The sequence below is a fragment of the Salinibacillus aidingensis genome (assembly GCF_055393355.1).
The window spans coordinates 1,103,945-1,123,393 of sequence record NZ_AP043759.1; the positions used below are offsets into that span (position 1 = coordinate 1,103,945).

Consider the following 19,449-nt stretch of genomic DNA (forward strand, 5'->3'; position numbering starts at 1 on the left):
GATTTTTCATGATGGAAATTAATATCACTGAATTTGATGTCAGTAACCTTTTTGATCCGAAGTTGGCGATAGACAGCCTTCCTTTTGTTTTGGGAGGGCTGCCGATGACCATTGCCGTTTCCTTTGTTGCTATGGGTATTGGTTTAATCCTTGGGTTGTTTCTTGCATTGGGGAGAAACTCTAAAACTATTCTTTTAAGATGGCCGGTGCGTCTCTATATTTCCTTTATGCGGGGAACCCCCATTATTGTCTTTCTGTTTATTTTATATAATGGGCTTCCGTATGCAGGAATTGAATTATCCGCCTATATGGCAGCCATTATCGGTTTTGGATTAAACAGTGCGGCATACATAGCGGAAATTAATCGGGCTTCGTTAAACAGTGTGCCATCCGGACAGTGGGAATCCGCCCAGGCCTTAGGTTTAACAAAATGGAAAACGCTGGGGTCTATTATTCTTCCGCAGGCAACGCGGATTGCCCTGCCCCCATTGACGAATGTCTTTCTGGACTTAGTAAAGGCAAGTTCTCTGGCCGCAGTCATTACGGTCCCCGAGCTATTCCAAAAGGCACAAATTGTGGGTGGCAGGACATATGATCATATGACGATGTATGTTCTGATTGCTCTTATTTACTGGTCATTATGTATCGTTATTTCTGCCTTTCAGGAACGGCTGGAAAAGCGTTTTAGCCGGTATATCCAAACCTGATTTTAAAACCCGGAATATACAGGTTATTTCAAACTTGTTTATTCCGGGTCTTTATTTGGTTCATCGTAATTGTGTTACTTTTTATGTTTAAAAGATTAGATTTATATCGATAGAAAGCGTATACTGGAACATAGAAAAGACATATTTTGCAACATAGGAGGTATTTACATGGCATTTGTCATTACAAGCCCGTGTCAGGAGGAGAAAGCAGGAGAGTGCGTAGAAGTCTGTCCTGTCGAATGTATTGAAGAAGGTAAGGATCAATTTTACATAGACCCGGATATTTGCATCGACTGCGGTGCCTGTGTAGCTGTCTGTCCTGTTGATGCAATTGTGGAAGAGTTTGATATGACACCTGACCAAGAGGTTTATTTAAAGAAAGCGGAAGAATTTTTTGCAAACCGGTAAAATTGTATAAATTGGAGTGAAGGAGTGTGTCTTCCCAGTGGAGATACACTCTTTTTTAAGCAGGTATATTCAATTCTCTGTTGAAATAATGATAGAGAAATAGATGTATAAAGAGGTGTTATGAAGATGACAAAGCCAATAGAGTTAGATCCTAAAACAAGTCTGATTGATTTGTACGACTTAAACCTGGAGAAGCGGACAGGTTCTTTTGTTTTGCATGATGAGAAACTGACAATTATTGAAACGAGTGCCAGTCCTTCCGTTCCCCATCTCTTAGAGGGGCTGAAAGAATTGGACATTGAACCTGAGGAAGTGAACTATATCATTGTGACCCATATTCATCTTGATCATGCAGGCGGGGCTGGGGTTTTTCTGGAAAAGTGCCCAAATGCTACTGTTGTGGTCCATCCGAAAGGCAAACGACATCTTGCTAATCCCTCCAGATTAATAGCGGGGGCGAAGATGGTATATGGAGATTTGTTTGAACAGTTGTTTGACCCTATTGTTCCTGTACCTGAGGACAGACTGATGGTGAAGGAGGATGGGGAAACCCTTCAGATTGGGAAAAATCGTACGTTAACGTTTTATGATACACCTGGGCACGCCAAACACCATTTTTCCATCCACGATTCCTACAACAATGGAATATTTACCGGCGATACAATCGGTATACTCTACCCGAAAACACCATTAGAATTTATACTCCCGACAACTTCTCCCAATCAGTTCGACCCTGCAGCTATGATGAACTCCCTTGAAAAAATAGAAAAGCTTGATGTTGATGCGATAAATTTTGGGCATTATGGTCAATCGGCAAACCCGCAGCATGTATATGAACAGATGCGCTACTGGCTTCCGAAGTTTATGGAAATTGGTGAACAGATTTATTCTGATCTGGCTGATGCCCCTGATAAAGAAAAGGGAGGAGCTGTAGCGGAGGGATTGCTGAATGAAATAGGTCAATACCTGGATGAACAGGGACTTTCCCGGGATCATGAAGTATATCAGTACTTAAATATGGATATGCAGGTCTGTGCGATGGGGATTGTGGACTATTTAAAGAAAAAATCATAAATGAATAAAGAAGAGCCCAAAGCCAATTACGGATTGGGCTTTTTTACGTTTAATCCTTCTATTATCCTCATAAAAATTTCATTCACATCGATTATTGTAAGTAGAGCAATTTTTTGTTCTGTAAAATGTGTGAAGTGTATAGATTTTATTATGGCACAATGTGTGTACAGCGAGGGATTAAAATGACAATTGAGGAACAGTTGATTAATAAAACGTATTATCAGACGTTTATGGATGGCGTCCAAAATGTGCATCCCATTAAAGTACTGGGAGAAATGTATTTAAATGAGCATAAAAGTGACATTCCGGAGCTGTCCGCTATTCGATTTGCTCAGGGAGAGGTTTATTATCTTAATGATGACTACGAATCAGCGATCCTGAAGTGGGAAAATGTTTCGAATGAACTGCAGCCATGGGCACAAAAAAATCTTGGCGATGCCCATTTTGAACTTGGATTACTGCCGATTGCAGAGGAATACTATAAAGCTGTTGAAACAGATTCAAATGGGTTAAAGTCAGAGATTCTATTGCAGCTATTTTCATTATACATACAGCTGAATCAGTTAGACAAAGCCATGGATACGATTAAAAAGGCGGTTGAGCTGGATCCGGATTATCCTGATGTGACGGATATGGCCAGAGCATTTTTTGAAGAACGTAAGGAATGGAAGGAGGCCCTTCATCTTGCTGTAAATGAGGCTTTGCGAACAGAGTCTTTATATTGGTTTGAAATCATTGAAGGGTATGCAGAAGCCGGGCATACGATCGCTTTTGAGCCTCATTATTTTACAGAAGTGTTAAAAACCCTTTATTCCATTCAGCTGGCTAGGTTTGAAAGTCTGACGGCCGCATTATGGAAAAGTTACAAGCAAACCGATTTTTACTTTTCCTGGCTGATGGAAATGAACAAATGGCTGCTGAATATGGAAAAGGGTCAAAATCATATGTGGCGCACGCTATCGCCTTTATACAAAGAGAGCTTTTTGAAGCTGCTGGAGGGTACTTATTTCATTAAGGACTTATCTCCTTTACTACCAAACTACTTAACGAACTGGATACATCTGTCCACACCTTCAGATGATCTATTCGCAGGTTCAGCCGTTCTCGCCTGGAATGAGATGTTTCCGGCTGACATTGATGATACAGTCGTTCGACGGGCTGAGCACAGGGTGAGTGAATCCCCTGACTATGAAAATGTTTTAGATGAGTGTCTTCAGCTTTTCGAAACCTTGCTGAACTGGGCACAGGATAAAGGAGTAGCCCTGGATGCTCGTGCAGAGAAGCTCGTCCAGCAATTGGCAGATTTAAACGAGCACCGTTTGATGATTTGGGGTACATCAGTTGAGGGGAGAAGAACCGTTGTCAACCAGTTTCTTCAACAGGAGCTTATCGGGGAAACCGCCTCTGCTACTGTTTTTGTAAGGGATGCTGAGGATACCAATATTCAGATCATTACTGAAGATAAGGTGCAAAATATAGAAAATCTGGAAGACAATCAGGAGCAAGCACAAAGTCAAATAGCGATGGTCGATTACCAGGTACCGGCACCATTTTTGAATACCCATCATCTGGCTTTGATTTATCCCGGAACTGCAAAACATAAGGAAATGCTGCCTTATCTTCAGGTTGCGGACAGTTTACTATTCACAATAGATATTGATTCACCCCTTACCCCCGAGGAATTGGATATGGCCGTAACACTTGCGGAAGAGGTGCCGGAACTTGCGATTCACTTCCTTCTTTCAAGTGAACATGGACATCGCATTCATAATCAGGAAATAAAAACGAAAACCATATCAAGAATTCATACGTACTTTCCAAATGCCAGGATATTGAACGATTTCAGTCAGGAAACAGGGGTAGAGGAAATGTCTTCCTTCATAAGGATGATCACCCATGAAGAAAACAGAAAAGAAAAACGTACGAGAAAACTCCTGCACTTTGTGAAACAAACCATTACCTATCTGCTTGATCAACAAGTAGAAATGGAAAGTTCCCTGATGGACGAAATGAAATGGAACAATGAAACCCGTGCCAAAATTAATGATGCCCTTAAAAAGGTGAACCATATTGAAGATACGAAAATAAAGAATATGAAAGATAGCTATCGGAAAATGAAGGAGAATATACGTCAAAAGCTTGAATCCAGGATTCCGGAATTATTAAGAAACAGTTCTGAGATCGTGGATGAAGATTCCAATTTTGAAAATATCCATGATGAAGTGAATGCTGAAATGAATAAACGAGTTGTGTATTATGTGAAGGATGAAATTTTACCTGCCTTTCATAGAGACCTGCAAGGATGGATTAGGGATAATGAAGAGGATTTTAAGAATCTTCAGGATGATTTAGATGAACTAAGTGAGGACCTTAACCGTCAATTTTTTGAGCAAAAGATTTCGCTAAATGGTGATTTTAAAATCCTTCAAGACTGGAAACGGGATATCCATCGAATGACAAGAGGAAGTTTACAGATTGAAAACCGGAATATATTGAAACGGTCGGCTTCTTCACAGATTTTATGGAAGGGCGCAGGAAAGCTGTTTGATGTGATCAGACAGGATAAGGAAAAGCTTGAGGCAAGATTTAAGAATTCTATTGAAAGTAAGGATTACAGCGGGACGGTTAAGGCGATCTCAGACGAGTTCATGCAGCAGTTTGAACTGTTTGAGCATTCTCTGGATTGGGATGTGGGAACATTTTTTACTCAGCCCTATGAAGTACTAAATGAAGCCTTAACGGAAACTCAAGAGCTGATCGAAAGAACGAATGAGGAGCTTAACAATATGAGAAAAAATCCGGAGACCTATCGTGATCCTCTTACATTGTTTAAATTACGTGTTCTTCAGTTTGAATGGCTGACAAATCGAAGCCGTTACAGAAGCATGTAATCATAAACGTATCTAAAACAACCGCTTCATATCTTTGGCTGTCAAAAATAAACCATGGGCGGACCTGATGTTGATCCGCACATTTTTCAGGTTTTCTTCCTCAATTCATTTTTAATATATCCCAAAAATTCATGCGCTTTTTTCTTGGGGGCTTTCGTTAATAAACTAACGATCAAAAATAAGAGGCTGGAAATGAGTAGCCCCCATATTCCTGAAGCGAGTCCAAAAGGAGTTGTTTGTGAAACTTCGAGCATGATAACCAAAAAACTACCTGCGATTACACTTGTTAGTACCCCGGCAGCAGTTCCTTTGCTCCAGAAAAAGGTGCCGATGATTGCTGGAACGACAACCAGTAGTCCGGCCGAGGATGATACAGACAATACTGCAATCAGGTTCAATTCCATTTGTGCAAATAAAAAGGCAAGGACTGCGATTACTGGTATAACCAATTTCCCGATTCGAAGCTGCATCTGGTCACTTGTGTTTTTCTTCACATTCCCATACACATCACGAGCAAATAAAGACGATAATGTGAGGAGTATGGAATCTATTGTTGAAATGGCTGCTGCCATAATTCCGACCATCACGATCACACCTAAAACAGGTGGAACTAGGTCAGAGGATAAAAGCGTTGGTGTAGCTAAGTCTGCGTTTGATAAATCAGGAAATTGGAGGCTTGCCGTAAAACCCCAAATGACTGAAACTAACGTGTAAATCAATCCGAACCCTAAAAATCCCATTAACATCGTACGGAGACTTTTGAGGGATGCCGGCATAAACAGACGCTGACTGACCTGTGGATTCGATAGACTGAAGAAAAACCACGGGATCGTTAATCCTAAAAAGGTAGTGAAACTGAAGTAGCCGTTTCCTGGAACAGTCAACAGTTCGCTGCGTTCTGTTTCAAGAGTATGAAAGAAGCCGTCAAAACCACCTAAACGATTGATAATGATAAGCACAACGATGGTTGATGTGATGACCATAAACAAGGCCTGCAGAGCATCTGTCCAAGCAACAGAACGGATTCCGGCAATATAGGAATAAACAATCGCTAACAAAGTTGCGATCACGACACCTGTAGTAAAAGGAATGGCATTATTCGTCACACCTTGTAACAAGTAGCCGACACCGGATAATTGAACGGCGCTGTAAGGTATTAAGAAGAGACAGCTTGACAGGGAAACGACAACAGCAACCAGTTTGTTCTGATAACGATCGCCTAACATTTCCGAGGGGGTAACGTACCCGTATTTTTTCCCTGCTAACCAGAATCTTGGTCCAAAAAATGCAACTAAAGATACGCCGATCAGATAGATGAGTTCAAACCCTAATGCTCCGACGCCACCGTTATATGTAAGACCGGCTAAACCAACCAGCATAAATGCGCTGTAGGTGGTAGCACTATAGCTTAGTGCAGAAACAAACCCGTTTAATTTTCGATTACCAAGGAAGTAGCTGTCCATGGTGGTCTGTTTTCCTCGCCTTGATAAAAAAGCAATGAATAACGCCAGAATAATGTAGATGACGATAGCTGACCATACATAAGTCGTTGTCATGGTTATTTACCCCAATCCTTTGTAATAAAATAGTTCACCCCAATGATGACAATCGTTAATCCTGTCCATAGCAGAAAACTTCCATACCAGGCTGACACATTAGTGAATATTGTATAAGGAAGAATGTAGGCCAGTAACACAGTTATTAAAATAACCAGGGCCCATTTTCGCTCTGAGGACGCCATGTGTAATCACCTCCCAGTACGTTGAAATATTTCCAGGCTGCTGCCACCCTCCATTATAGAATAAAGTGACAATATTTTGAACAGTGCGATGGGTTATTTCCTCCTTTTTAAGAAAGGCAAAGAACTTCCTGAAAAATGGTTCAAATCAATTGAAGTGACCTTGTAAACGTGATAACATATCCAATAATTTATTACGTATTAACCGGCCGTAATACCCCCACTTCAAGACTTCAGGGTACCCCAACAAGACTAAGTGGGGATAAACGGCCAGTTAATTCCTGATAAGTTCAACTAACCATCAGTGGTGATGGAGAAAGCCCCTACTGATGGAAGTTTCACTTTATAGAAAGGGGATGTTCATGATGCGATATGTGACCTTACAAATGATTTATGAGCATCCAATTGCGCAAAAATATGTGAGACGTGCGGGAATGGCCCATGCGATATCTGTATCCTCCCATGCGTTCAATCTGGCTCATAAATACGATGCAAATCCGGATTGGGCTGCAAAAGCCGGATTTTTGCATGATATTGGCCATTATACATGGTTTCGTAATGGAGAATGGGATTATGAATTATATCGGGACTGTGATATACACCCTATTAAAGGGGCTGAGCGTGCACACAAACTACTGGTTCGGTTAGGAGAAGATAAAAAGGCAGCAAAAGAGATTTCCCATGCCATTTTATTTCACACGGAATCAGCACTGCCAGAAGGTCAATTTGAGTTAAATTCTTTACAGAAAGTTGTGCACCTGGCAGACGAAAAGGATAAGCAGCCCGGCGATTTGCATCATTACCGAAATATCAATCAGGAAAAAGAACGGCAGCTGATTAAAACACTGGATGAGAAAATTGATCTGGATTCAGGAAACTATACTGAGAAAATTTCCATTGGCATAGATAATGAAAGCTAAGAACAAGTTGCAGGCGAGGGTCTGCCTTTTTATGGCCGCCAGCTGCATAAATGGCGCTGTCGCTTGTGGTTTATAGGCAGGTAAATTGACTGGGGAATAGAGGAATCTTACAATTGAAAGTGGATGATAGATGCATTTTAGCTATCACCACATCATACGTTAACGAAAAGGAGTGGACCACTTATGGGTAAAAAAGTAGCCGTTTTACTTACAAATATGTTTGAGGATGTGGAATATACAGAGCCTGCAAAAGCATTGAGAGAAGCAGGTCATGAGCTAACGGTTATTGAAAAGGAAAAAGGAACCTCTGTAACCGGGAAACAAGGAGAAGCAAAAGTGGAAATTGATGCTTCTATTGATGATGTGAAGCCTGAAGATTTTGATGCCTTATTAATACCAGGGGGCTTTTCACCGGATATATTACGTGACGATGAGCGGTTTGTTACCTTCAGTAAACACTTTATGGATGAAAAGAAGCCGGTTTTCGCAATATGTCATGGTCCCCAGCTATTGATTACGGCGAAAACCCTTGATGGACGTAAAGCGACTGGATACAAGTCTATTCAAGTTGATCTTGAAAATGCAGGTGTAAACTTCGTGGATGAAGAAGTTGTTGTATGCTGTAACCAGCTGGTAACCAGCCGTCAGCCGGATGATATTCCAGCATTTAACCGAGAAGCACTTAAGGTTCTTGAAAGTGAATAATTGTTAAAGTATAGATCCCCCGGGAGTTTTTCTTCCGGGGGAATTTTTTGCTCTTTATTTCATTGCCTCTGTGTAAATATATTTTTCCAAAATAGTTATTTTCGCCATTGCATACAATTGAAACAGGACTATTAATATATAAAAATGTATTTTAATTCCAAACTAATAGTAAAAAATTATTGTGTAATTTCACAAATCTGTCATTGACTGTGACTACAGATATAGATTATGATACTTTTTGTGTCTTTTTTGAAAATTTATTCCATTAAAAAATAGCGTTGCCATAGGTTCAAATATTTTCCTATAAACCACAGTCCATTATAATTGTGGATTTTGGATATCATCTGCCATAAAGGTAGAATTTTTTCTTTTTAAGGATTTTTATATTTTCAAATCGCACAAAATTTAGATATCGGCTAACGAACAGCTGAAGAATGGTAGAGGTGAAAATAATGAGTAAAAGATTTCAAATTAAAAAGTTACGAACCAAAATTTTGCTTGGTTTTTCATTAATTATGCTATTGGTTCTCGTTTTAGCGGGGTTCAATATATATTCGACTTACCAATCTAATCAGGAAATTGATGAAATTATGGAAGAGCAAATGACTTTATTAATTGCAGATGAAAAGATTGCTTTTAACATGGCAGAGAGAACTGCATTAATTCGTGGGTTTTTGTTATATGAAGATGAGCAATATAGAGAGCGTTTTGATTCATACATAGAAGAAAGTATTACATTAGAAAATCGGGTGTTGGAGTTATCTGATTCCGAAAAGGCAAAAGAATTGATTGATCAAAAAATTGAATGGGGAACCTTAACAGATAAGGTTTTTAAGGAGTACGACAATGGCAACAAACAAGCTGCAATGAACATTATGAGCGAGGAGGTTCAGCCGCTTGCACGGGAGCTGATGGACGGTTTCGAAACACTGGCGAATAATCGTGAGGAAGTTATTCAGAATAAGGGTGAGCAGATTCAGGCCAATGGTGAGCAAATGGCCACCTTAGGATTGATTGTCGCTGGAATCATTGTCATTGTTGGAGTTCTGGCTGCATTCATTACAGCCCGGAAGATTACGAATCCAATAAAGCTCGTTGTGGATAGGATGCAGACTATAACTGACAGAGACTTAAGCCATGAAGATTTAAATAATCCATATAAGGATGAAATTGGCCAGCTGATTGAAGCTACGAACCAAATGAATGGACAGACAAGGGAGTTACTGCAAAAAATCAATGAGGTTTCAGGAACAGTTACGTCGCATAGTGAAGAACTCTCCCAATCGGCAAATGAAGTGAAAAATGGTTCAGAGCAGATTGCAAGTACGATGGAAGAAATTGCTTCAGGCTCAGAAAGTCAGGCCAACAAAGCCAGTGAACTTGCTTCCCATTCAAATTCCTTTACTGGAAAAGTACAGGAAGCCTATTCCAACGGTGAAAAAATCCATAATTCTTCTAACGAAATTTTGAAAATGACCGTCGATGGACAAAAACTGATGGAGCAATCCGTGGAAGAAATGTCCAATATCGATCAAATTGTTAAAGAAGCCGTAGAAAAAGTAGACGGATTGGATACGAAATCAAAACAAATTTCTAAATTGGTGACGGTTATTCAGGATGTAGCCGAGCAAACGAATTTATTAGCTTTAAATGCTGCTATCGAAGCCGCTCGTGCTGGCGAACATGGAAAAGGATTCGCCGTAGTAGCAGATGAAGTAAGGAAACTCGCTGAACAAGTAGCCCATTCGGTAACGGAGATCACAGGTATCGTTGATGGGATACAAACAGAAACAACAAATGTGGTGGAAGCTTTAGAAAATGGATACTCTGAGGTTGAAAATGGAACAACACAGATTCAAAGAACAGGGGAAACGTTAGAAAACATTAACCATTCAGTGGAAGAAATGGTTCAAAGTATAGAAACCGTGTCCCAACATCTGTCACAAATCGCTGGGACGAGTGATGACATGAACGCTTCCATTTCAGAGATTGCTTCTGTATCAGAGGAGACAGCTGCTGGTGTGGAACAGACCTCAGCATCTGCCCAGCAAACGAATAGTTCAATGGATGAAATATCGGCAAGCTCTATGGAACTATCAAAATTGGCGGAAGAATTAAACGGTCTGGTCAACCAGTTTAAGCTGTAAAATAGCTAATTATTCTATGGAAAGGGGATTTTTGGCTTTCTTCCCATGATTCCACCGAACTATTTAAGAAGGATTCTTGTTAATATAGAATATATCATTCGGAGGTGACATCATGAGAATTGCATTATTAAAAGAACCGTCTTTAATGAGAGATATATTAGTGCATGAGTTAAAAAGCCTCTTTCCAACAATTGAATTTACGGCTTATGGGCCTGAAGATCAGGAAACATTACAAAATGATTATGAAAGTATAACCTTATTAATTATAGATTTAGACACGAATATGGATGAATCCACAATCATTGATTTCTATAAAAGTCAGAATATAAAAATCGCCGTCTGGTTTTCAACATTAGATAATCCGGACCTTTTTAATCTATTAAAGTTAAATCTGAATGGGTACTTTTTTAATGGTATGGAAAAAGAGGAGCTGACGTATGCAATCCAGACAATCATTAATGGGAAGCGATATGTCCATCCTGAAATTAACCAGATCTTTTTAAATGATTATTCCCGTCTTCATAATCATGCTAAGCCCCGTCCTGTTGGAGTCCTTTCAAAGCGCGAATGGGAAGTGCTTGAACTGCTTACAAAAGGATACAAAAATCAGGAAATAGCAAAATTTTTATTTATCACAGAAAAAACGGTTAAAATTTATGTAAGTTCTATCTTAAGAACCTTGGAAGTGGAGGACCGTACCAATGCTGTTCTGACGGCGATTAGAAACAAGTGGTTTGTGCTTTAGAAACCTTGCATACAGCTTGGAGTAGACTGAAAATTACGGATTTTCATTTTGGAAAATTTTTATCTTCAGAATTCTAAATACTTCCCTATTGTATGACGATATAACTAGTATACATGTTTCATATACACATCGAAAAAGGCAAACTTTCCGAAAGGTTAGGACGCAAAGCTCAGGGTCTAATATTCTTTTGGGGTTATGAACTGAAAGAATGATGATTGCCAGGCTGCCAAGTATTATCTTTTTGGCTATTCAACGTTTGTGAGTAGCCTTTTTTTATGAAAATTTTAGTGGAAAAGAAAGTAGGTAAAGTTATGACGACAACGGATGCGAAGAGTACTGAATCTGTAACAAACATCCTGAATGGCACGATACAATCGGTCAGGAGCGTGATTCCTTTAAATATAGATATCGGTACACCTCAATTACACGAGGAACCTTTAGAGTTGGAATTTGGAGTACTGATTGGGATTACCGGAGAAATAAAAGGATCACTTGTCTTAGCGGGATCGGCATCACTTTTTGGCTCTTTAGGAGAGAGTATGTATGGAATGAGTTTAGAAGGGGAAATGCTTTCATCGTTTAGTGGAGAACTGGGGAATATGATTGCAGGCGGAATGTCCACCAATGCAGAAGAGTCAGGGACACATACAGATATAACCTCTCCAACGATAATGGAAGGAGACACCTCTTTAAAAGGCTTTAGAAAAGGGCTCCAGATACCGATACTAATAAATGAGTCAGAAGAATTTACGATTTATTTACTGCTTGATTCTTAGAATAGGTTGATTATCATCTGGTTAGGAGGAGTGAAATGGATACAAATCAATATATTGAAGTGTTTTTAGACGAAAGTCGTGAACACTTACAAGCAATCAATGATCATCTGCTCGAACTGGAGAAAGAGTCTGAGGATACGACTATCGTAGGAGAAATTTTCCGTTCGGCACATACACTTAAAGGCATGGCTGGAACGATGGGGTATGAAGACATATCATCGTTAACCCACAAAATGGAAAACGTTCTGGATTTAATTCGCAATCATCAGCTTGCTGTGGCAACAGATCTAATAGATATCCTATTCAGCTGCCTGGAAACATTAGAAGAAATGGTAGAGTCTATTGCCTCAGGCGGGGACGGAAAAAAGGATGTCTCCCAATTAGTTCATCAACTGGAAGCCATTGAGAAAGGTGAGCAGCCTGAAACATCAAATGGAGATCAAGAAGCAACAGGTACAGCCGATACGCTGGAGAATCTGGAAATTGATGAATACCAAAAAACCGTTATTGATCAGGCCAGAGATCAGGGTTATCATGCTTTTCAAATAACCGTTACCCTTAATGAGGATTGTATGCTGAAACAGGCTCGTGTTTTCATGGTCTTTGAGGTCCTGGAGGATTCAGGTGAAGTCATCAAGACCTCCCCTTCTGTTGAAGAGTTGGAAGAAGAGGATTTTAATGACCAGTTTTCTGTCGTTCTTTTAACACAGGAAACCCTGGACAGTGTTAAAGATAAAATTATGAAAATATCTGAGATTAAACAGGTTGAAGGTACACCCTTGGAAGACTCTCATGTACATATGCCAAATGATGAAAAGAAAGAGATTCATAGAGAAAATGAACCTCAGGAAAAACAGAAAGAGGTAAAAGAAGAACAGAAGCAACAACAGTCGCCGAAACGGCAAACGCAGTCCAAATCAATAAGAGTCAATATTGACCGTATCGACCATTTAATGAACCTGTTTGAGGAAGTCGTTATTGATCGGGGCCGTTTGGAGGAGTTATCCAGCAAAATCGGTCATAGTGAGCTGATCGAAACAGTTGAACATATGTCTAGGGTATCTAAGGATATGCAAAATATGATGCTAACGATGCGTATGGTGCCAATCGAGCAGGTGTTTAATCGATTCCCTCGTATGATTCGCGGTCTTTCCAAAGATCTGGATAAAAAGATTGAACTTGAAATCAGTGGAGCCGAGACTGAATTAGATCGTACGGTTATCGATGAAATTGGAGATCCATTGGTTCATTTAATTCGAAATTCAGTGGATCATGGTATTGAATCTCCTCAGGAACGCCGGGAAAAAGGTAAGACGGAGGAGGGACATCTTCAGCTCAAGGCATACCATAATGGCAACCATGTTTACATAGAAATTGAAGATGATGGTGCCGGAATTAACCGGGATAAAGTTGTGGAAAAAGCAATCAAAAACGGTATTGTAACAGAAGAAGAGGCTGAAAAGCTATCTGATGAAGAAGTCTATCCTTTAATCTTTTCCTCAGGTTTTAGTACGGCAGAACAGGTCTCAGATATATCCGGACGTGGGGTAGGCCTGGATGTTGTGAAAAATACCATTGAGTCCTTGGGTGGACAAATCTTTACTACATCTGTTCCTGACAATGGCAGTAAATTTACGATTCAGCTTCCATTAACCCTGTCGATTCTTTCGGCAATGCTGGTCAATGTGGAGCGTGAAACCTATGCGATTCCGCTCTCATTTATCGAAGAGACGGTTATGCTTAAACCTGAAGAAAAGATGTCGGTAAATGGACAGGCTGTTATGGACTTTAGAGGAAAAGTGGTACCTCTTGTATCGATCCAGGAAGTCTTTGAAGTACCCGGAACAGAAGAAACAGAACAAAACGGAAATCAGGATGAAGCCATTGTTGTTGTGAAAAAGGGAGATAAGCTGACCGGATTAATTGTTGATCATTTTATGGGACAAAAAGAGGTCGTACTTAAATCACTTGGAAATTACTTTAAAGATGTGTTTGCCATTTCCGGAGCTACAATCCTTGGTGATGGAAGCATTTCACTCATTATTGATCCAAATGCATTAATTAAATGATAGAAGGAGGATGGTCACATTATGAATGAACCATCTAAGGTCATTGTTTTTCAATTAAATGAAGAACAATATGGTGTGGATATACAGCAAGTACTATCGATTGAAAAATTAACGGAAATTACAAAAGTTCCGAAGACGTCAGATTTTATTAAAGGAATCATCAATATCCGTGGGGAGATTACTCCAATTATAGATTTAAAGGATCGTCTGCAAATTGGGGAAACCGAATATACGAATGACACCCGTGTTCTAATTGTGCAATTAAAGGATATTCAAGTCGGTTTAATTGTTGATACTGCGTCAGATGTGATTGATATTTCAGATGCATCGATTGATCCTCCGCCCAAAGTAATAGGTGGAGTGTCGGACAACTTTATTATTGGCGTTGCAAAATTAACAGAACGCTTATTAATTTTACTGGATTTAGAACATGTTTTAAATCTGGATGAAATGAATGAAATCAAATCCGTTACAGATGAAGCATAGAGGAAGGAGAATACTGATATGGCAACCGTTTTAGTAACAGATGATGCTGCGTTTATGCGTATGCAGCTTAAAGATATTTTAACAAAGCAGGGGCACGAGGTCGTAGGAGAAGCTTCCAATGGTAAGGAAGCGATTGATCAATATTCTGAACTGCAACCTGATCTGGTAACTATGGATATCACCATGCCGGAGATGGATGGAGTGGCTGCTGTAAAAGAAATTAAAAAAATGAACCCGGATGCGACAGTTGTTATGTGTTCAGCCATGGGACAGCAGGGAATGGTCATTGAAGCTATTAAAGCAGGAGCAAAAGATTTTATTGTAAAACCTTTCACCTTCGAACGAATACAAGAAGCACTGGCCAAAGTTTTATAGATTAACTAAACTTCAGGGGGAAACTGACATGCTAAATAAGCTTAAGTTTAAAAATTTAAATATAGGTTGGAAGTATGGAGCTGTGCTAATCATTGTGTTCATTTTGTTCGGTGCGATGACCAGTGTGGTGTCCGTTCTTTTAACAAATACCGGAAATAATATCGAGGCCCTGGAGCGAAGAGGAGACCGAGCCATTAGTGTAACCCAAATGGGGTCACTTACCCGTTCAAAAGGAATTCGGGTTGCGCGTTTTGCTCAAACGGGTGATGACGTACTAGTTGAAGAATATGAAGACCGGCGGGAACAATTTAATACATTAGAAACAGAAATTCGTCCAAAAATGGATACACCCGAATTAGAAAAACTTTTTAATCAGATTGTAGAAAATGATAAAGAATTAAATGCCCTCTTTACTGAAGAAATGGTACAAGCGGAGAGACAAAACGACAAGACGGAAATGCAATCTCTGGCTAGAGATGCGGATACTGTCCGATCAGAAACAGTTGATCTTCTTCAGGAACTGCGTACGGTTGTGAATGAAGAACGAGCCTTAGCTGTGGAAGAAGCAAAAGCAAGTCAGGAACTAACTCTTATCGTGCTGATTTCATCGATGATTGGAGCGGTCGTGATTGGAGGATTGATTGTCTTCTTCATTAGTCGTGCCGTTTCCCGCAACTTGAATAAAGTTGTCCATGTTAACAATATGGTAGCTGAAGGAAACCTGGCCATTGACGCGATTGATTACGATGGTCGTGATGAAATTGGTAAACTAGCTGAATCCACCAACGCTATGGGTAGAAATCTAAAAGACATTGTAGAAAAAATTTCCGAGATTTCTGAAACGGTAAGCAGCCAAAGTGAAGAACTCACTCAGTCAGCCAATGAGGTAAAAGAAGGATCCGAACAAATCTCCTCCACTATGCAGGAGCTGGCATCCGGTTCTGAGTCACAGTCCAATAATGCCAGTGAGCTCTCTTCCAATGCCTCGTCATTCGTAGCCAGTGTGGAAGAAGCCAATGCAAATGGTGAACATGCATATAAATCTTCCAATGAAGTTATGCAAATGACAGGTGAAGGACAACAATTAATGGAACAGTCTGTAGAGCAAATGACCACCATCGATCATATTGTCCAGGATGCCGTGAAAAAAGTACAGGGATTGGATCAGCAGTCCAAAGAAATTTCAAAGCTTGTGGTCGTTATTAAAGATGTGGCAGAGCAGACCAACCTACTAGCTTTAAATGCAGCCATCGAAGCGGCTCGTGCAGGTGAACAAGGCCGAGGTTTTGCGGTTGTGGCCGACGAAGTAAGAAAGCTGGCAGAACAAGTGGCAGACTCTGTTACAGATATTACAGACATCGTAGGCAATATCCAGAAAGAATCCTCCAATGTAGTTGATTCCTTGCAGAATGGATACTCAGAGGTGGAAAAAGGGACAAGTCAAATTAAAACTACAGGAGAGACCTTTGATAAAATTAATTCAGCTGTAAGCGACATGGCAACAAATATTAAGACGGTAACGGATAAACTTTCAACAATGTCCAGTACAAGTCAGGAAATGAGCTCATCCATTGAGGAAATAGCCTCCATTTCAGAAGAATCTGCAGCAGGCGTTGAGGAAACATCAGCTTCTGCAGAACAGACAAGCACTTCAATGGAAGAAGTGGCAAAAAGCTCCGAAGACCTGGCCAAGCTTGCCGAAGAGCTGAATGAATTAATTCGTCATTTCAAGTTATAAGATTTGAGTAAACATGGGGATGCTGGTTGATTGAATAGATGATTCCCAATATGAAATGGTGAAGCATAGGAGTCGAAAACATGGATAACTTTCAAAACAATACGTTTCATGACGTTATTGAACAGCAATTGTTTTTTCATCACTTTCAGCCCATTATGGATATACAGAAACATAAGATTATTGGATATGAAGGTTTATTACGTTCCAACTATATTCAGAACCCGGAAACCTTATTTAATACGGCTATCGAAACGAATCGATTATTTGAACTGGACACGGCGTCTATCATCAAGGCTATTCAGACCTTTGATGAAATGCTGGTGGATCAAGTTTCCGACGTTTATGTATTTTTAAATGTATACCCATCAACACTTTTGTCTCGGACGTTTTTGTCTTTATTAAAAGGAGCTTTTCCAGATGGGATTCGGTCAGACGTTCATATGGTATTGGAAATAAATGAGTCAGAGCTGATTCATAATGTTCCTTTATTTAATGAAACACTCACAAAATTACAATCGTTTGGCTTTTACATCGCACTGGATGATGTCGGGAAAGGTGCTTCTACCTTTAAAAGAATCATTGAATTAAATCCGGATTTTATTAAATTGGATAAGTATTTTGCCAGGGATCTTCATCAATCCCCAAATAAACAGGAAATGATTCGTTTTTTCTCTAATTATTGTAAAAAACAGGAGATTAAGCTTGTTTTAGAGGGGCTTGAAACCCGAGATGAACTGGAAACGGCAAAAATGTTAGGTATCACCCTGGGACAAGGATACTTTCTTGGGAAACCGAATCAGCTTGAAATTTATCTTTAACAGGATTAATAGGAAACCTTCCATACGATGGTATGGAAGGTTTTTTTCGAATTTATCAGGACTTCATTGTAAATAAACAACTTCATTGAATATATAAGCATTTCATTATATACTAATACAGGCTTAAAGGAGGTGTTGATAAATGATGGAGAGAACGGCTATAGATCTGGAGAGTGTCGCCAATGTATTCAAGCTGCTGGGGGATAAAACCCGCTTAACAATGGCTAAGATCCTTGATGAGGATGAATGCTGTGTTTGTGAGTTTGTGGAAATTTTTCAGATGAGTCAGCCTGCGATTAGTCAGCACCTTCGAAAATTGAGAGATGCTGGGGTGGTAAAGGAAGAACGAAGAGGACAGTGGATTTATTATTCTTTAAATCAGGCAAGTAATCTTTACCCTTTTGTCAAACAAATACTTCAGACCCTGCCAGATCAGGGGGATAAGCTAAGGGTGCTTGATAAAAGCGGAGCAAGGATTACTTGTTGCTAACAGGAGGTCTTATGTTTGTCTTTATCCGTTATAATAGCGATTCTGATATTTCTGGCAACATTAATTTTAGTCATCTGGCAGCCTAAAGGACTATCCATCGGCTGGTCAGCTATCGGTGGAGCAGTTCTTGCCTTACTTGCCGGTGTGGTTGGCTTTCAGGATGTCGTTGAAGTAACAGAGATTGTCTGGAATGCTACTTTAGCCTTTGTTGCTATCATTTTAATTTCTTTAATTTTAGATGAAATTGGATTCTTTGAATGGGCGGCTTTACATATGGCGAGAGCGGCCAAAGGTCATGGAGTCCGTATGTTTGTTTATGTAAGTATCTTAGGTGCCCTGGTTGCAGCCTTTTTCGCGAATGATGGTGCGGCACTTATTTTAACGCCTATTGTGTTAGCTATGGTACGGAACTTGAATTTTAAAGAAAAAATGATTTTTCCTTTTATCATGGCGAGTGGATTTATTGCTGATACCACTTCACTGCCACTGGTGGTAAGTAACCTTGTAAATATTGTTTCGGCGGACTTTTTTAATATTGGATTTGCAGAATATGCATCGAGAATGATTATTCCGAACCTGTTCTCATTAGTGGCTACCATTACGGTTTTATTTATTTATTTCCGAAAAAGTATCCCGCGAAGCTATGACTGGTCCCAGCTGAAGGAACCCAAAGAAGCTATACAGGACGAAAAACTGTTCCGTATTTCCTGGTATATTCTTGGTGTTCTTTTAATTGGGTATTTTGTAAGTGAATTTATTCAGCTGCCTGTTTCGATTGTGGCCGGTGGCGTTGCCGTCATCTTCTTATGGCTGGCGAAGAATAGTCAGGCGGTGAATACAAAAGCTGTTGTTAAAGGGGCGCCTTGGGACATTGTCTTTTTCTCCATTGGGATGTATGTTGTGGTCTATGGTTTGCGGAATGCCGGCCTGACGGACTTATTAGCCGGTCTGATTCAGGCAAGTGCTGAACAGGGATTGTTCGTGGCTACCATCGTGATGGGCTATCTCGCGGCAATTCTGTCGTCGATTATGAACAACATGCCAACAGTGATGATTGATGCCCTGGCTATTGCTGAAACCAGTACATCAGGTGTCCTGCGTGAAGCACTTGTCTACGCGAATGTGATCGGTTCTGACCTCGGACCAAAAATTACACCAATAGGTTCCCTTGCAACGTTATTGTGGCTACACGTATTATCACAGAAAGGTGTAAAAATTTCCTGGGGAACCTATTTTAAGACCGGTATAATTCTGACTGTACCTATTTTATTCATTACTCTTATAGGACTCTATATTACGCTACTGCTGTTATAACTCACAGACAGCCTGTGAAACATTTTGTGAAACAAGAAAATTCGGGTG

18 protein-coding genes and 1 riboswitch are annotated in these 19,449 nt (G+C 40.0%); of the genes, 16 read left to right on the forward strand and 2 right to left on the reverse strand.

Translation table 11 applies throughout. The features are described 5' to 3' along the window. Positions 1–8: 8 nt before the first annotated feature. The 4 genes from ACZ5OK_RS06090 to ACZ5OK_RS06105 all read left to right on the forward strand — a co-directional run bounded on the left by ACZ5OK_RS06090 (position 9) and on the right by ACZ5OK_RS06105 (position 5,080). The gene (locus tag ACZ5OK_RS06090) at positions 9–707 is read left to right on the forward strand and encodes an amino acid ABC transporter permease (RefSeq protein ID WP_343840168.1); all 699 of its coding nucleotides are present in this window, start codon (positions 9–11) and stop codon (positions 705–707) included. A gap of 168 nt (positions 708–875) precedes the next feature. Beyond that, positions 876–1,115 (forward strand): DUF362 domain-containing protein, encoded by a 240-nt coding sequence (locus ACZ5OK_RS06095; RefSeq protein WP_044160513.1) that lies wholly within the window; start codon positions 876–878, stop codon positions 1,113–1,115. Positions 1,116–1,241: 126 nt separating this feature from the next. Further along, positions 1,242–2,189: an MBL fold metallo-hydrolase gene (locus ACZ5OK_RS06100; protein ID WP_343840174.1), complete on the forward strand. Its 948-nt coding sequence runs from the start codon at positions 1,242–1,244 to the stop codon at positions 2,187–2,189. Between the two features lie 182 nt (positions 2,190–2,371). Next, complete coding sequence (locus tag ACZ5OK_RS06105; RefSeq protein WP_343840177.1) at positions 2,372–5,080, forward strand: GTP-binding protein; 2,709 nt, start codon at positions 2,372–2,374, stop codon at positions 5,078–5,080. Positions 5,081–5,166: 86 nt separating this feature from the next. On the opposite strand, the gene ACZ5OK_RS06110 is transcribed toward ACZ5OK_RS06105, so the two are convergent. Then, a complete protein-coding gene (locus tag ACZ5OK_RS06110) occupies positions 5,167–6,636 on the reverse strand; it encodes a sodium:solute symporter family protein (RefSeq protein WP_343840180.1) in 1,470 nt (489 codons plus the stop codon). Positions 6,637–6,638: 2 nt separating this feature from the next. After that, positions 6,639–6,821 carry a hypothetical protein gene (locus ACZ5OK_RS06115; RefSeq protein ID WP_343840183.1) on the reverse strand — a complete coding sequence of 61 codons (183 nt, stop codon included), beginning with the start codon at positions 6,819–6,821 and terminating at the stop codon, positions 6,639–6,641. 362 nt (positions 6,822–7,183) lie between these two features. Here ACZ5OK_RS06115 and ACZ5OK_RS06120 point away from each other — a divergent pair, with 362 nt between their 5' ends. The 12 genes from ACZ5OK_RS06120 to ACZ5OK_RS06175 all read left to right on the forward strand — a co-directional run bounded on the left by ACZ5OK_RS06120 (position 7,184) and on the right by ACZ5OK_RS06175 (position 19,401). Further along, positions 7,184–7,738, forward strand: a complete 555-nt coding sequence (locus ACZ5OK_RS06120; RefSeq protein WP_343840186.1) for an HD domain-containing protein — start codon at positions 7,184–7,186, stop codon at positions 7,736–7,738. Positions 7,739–7,921: 183 nt separating this feature from the next. Next, a complete protein-coding gene (locus ACZ5OK_RS06125) occupies positions 7,922–8,443 on the forward strand; it encodes a type 1 glutamine amidotransferase domain-containing protein (RefSeq protein ID WP_343840189.1) in 522 nt (173 codons plus the stop codon). Between the two features lie 452 nt (positions 8,444–8,895). Continuing rightward, positions 8,896–10,590, forward strand: coding sequence for a methyl-accepting chemotaxis protein (locus ACZ5OK_RS06130; RefSeq protein ID WP_343840191.1), 1,695 nt, complete (start codon positions 8,896–8,898; stop codon positions 10,588–10,590). 112 nt (positions 10,591–10,702) lie between these two features. Continuing rightward, positions 10,703–11,335: a response regulator transcription factor gene (locus tag ACZ5OK_RS06135; RefSeq protein WP_343840194.1), complete on the forward strand. Its 633-nt coding sequence runs from the start codon at positions 10,703–10,705 to the stop codon at positions 11,333–11,335. A 127-nt stretch (positions 11,336–11,462) separates the two neighbouring features. Continuing rightward, positions 11,463–11,566: riboswitch (cyclic di-GMP riboswitch) on the forward strand. Between the two features lie 44 nt (positions 11,567–11,610). Then, positions 11,611–12,111, forward strand: a complete 501-nt coding sequence (locus ACZ5OK_RS06140) for a chemotaxis protein CheX (RefSeq protein WP_343840196.1) — start codon at positions 11,611–11,613, stop codon at positions 12,109–12,111. A 35-nt stretch (positions 12,112–12,146) separates the two neighbouring features. Continuing rightward, positions 12,147–14,180 carry a chemotaxis protein CheA gene (locus ACZ5OK_RS06145; protein ID WP_343840198.1) on the forward strand — a complete coding sequence of 678 codons (2,034 nt, stop codon included), beginning with the start codon at positions 12,147–12,149 and terminating at the stop codon, positions 14,178–14,180. A gap of 21 nt (positions 14,181–14,201) precedes the next feature. Then, on the forward strand, positions 14,202–14,666 hold the full coding sequence (locus ACZ5OK_RS06150) for a chemotaxis protein CheW (RefSeq protein ID WP_044160493.1): 465 nt from the start codon (positions 14,202–14,204) through the stop codon (positions 14,664–14,666). A gap of 18 nt (positions 14,667–14,684) precedes the next feature. After that, the gene (locus ACZ5OK_RS06155; protein ID WP_343840202.1) at positions 14,685–15,041 is read left to right on the forward strand and encodes a response regulator; all 357 of its coding nucleotides are present in this window, start codon (positions 14,685–14,687) and stop codon (positions 15,039–15,041) included. 28 nt (positions 15,042–15,069) lie between these two features. Then, positions 15,070–16,779, forward strand: a complete 1,710-nt coding sequence (locus tag ACZ5OK_RS06160; RefSeq protein WP_343840205.1) for a methyl-accepting chemotaxis protein — start codon at positions 15,070–15,072, stop codon at positions 16,777–16,779. Positions 16,780–16,859: 80 nt separating this feature from the next. Next, positions 16,860–17,597, forward strand: a complete 738-nt coding sequence (locus ACZ5OK_RS06165; protein ID WP_343840207.1) for an EAL domain-containing protein — start codon at positions 16,860–16,862, stop codon at positions 17,595–17,597. A 145-nt stretch (positions 17,598–17,742) separates the two neighbouring features. Further along, entirely contained in the window at positions 17,743–18,087 is a 345-nt protein-coding gene (locus tag ACZ5OK_RS06170; protein ID WP_343840341.1) for an ArsR/SmtB family transcription factor, read from the forward strand. Between the two features lie 15 nt (positions 18,088–18,102). Further along, on the forward strand, positions 18,103–19,401 hold the full coding sequence (locus tag ACZ5OK_RS06175) for an arsenic transporter (protein ID WP_343840209.1): 1,299 nt from the start codon (positions 18,103–18,105) through the stop codon (positions 19,399–19,401). Positions 19,402–19,449: the final 48 nt, after the last annotated feature.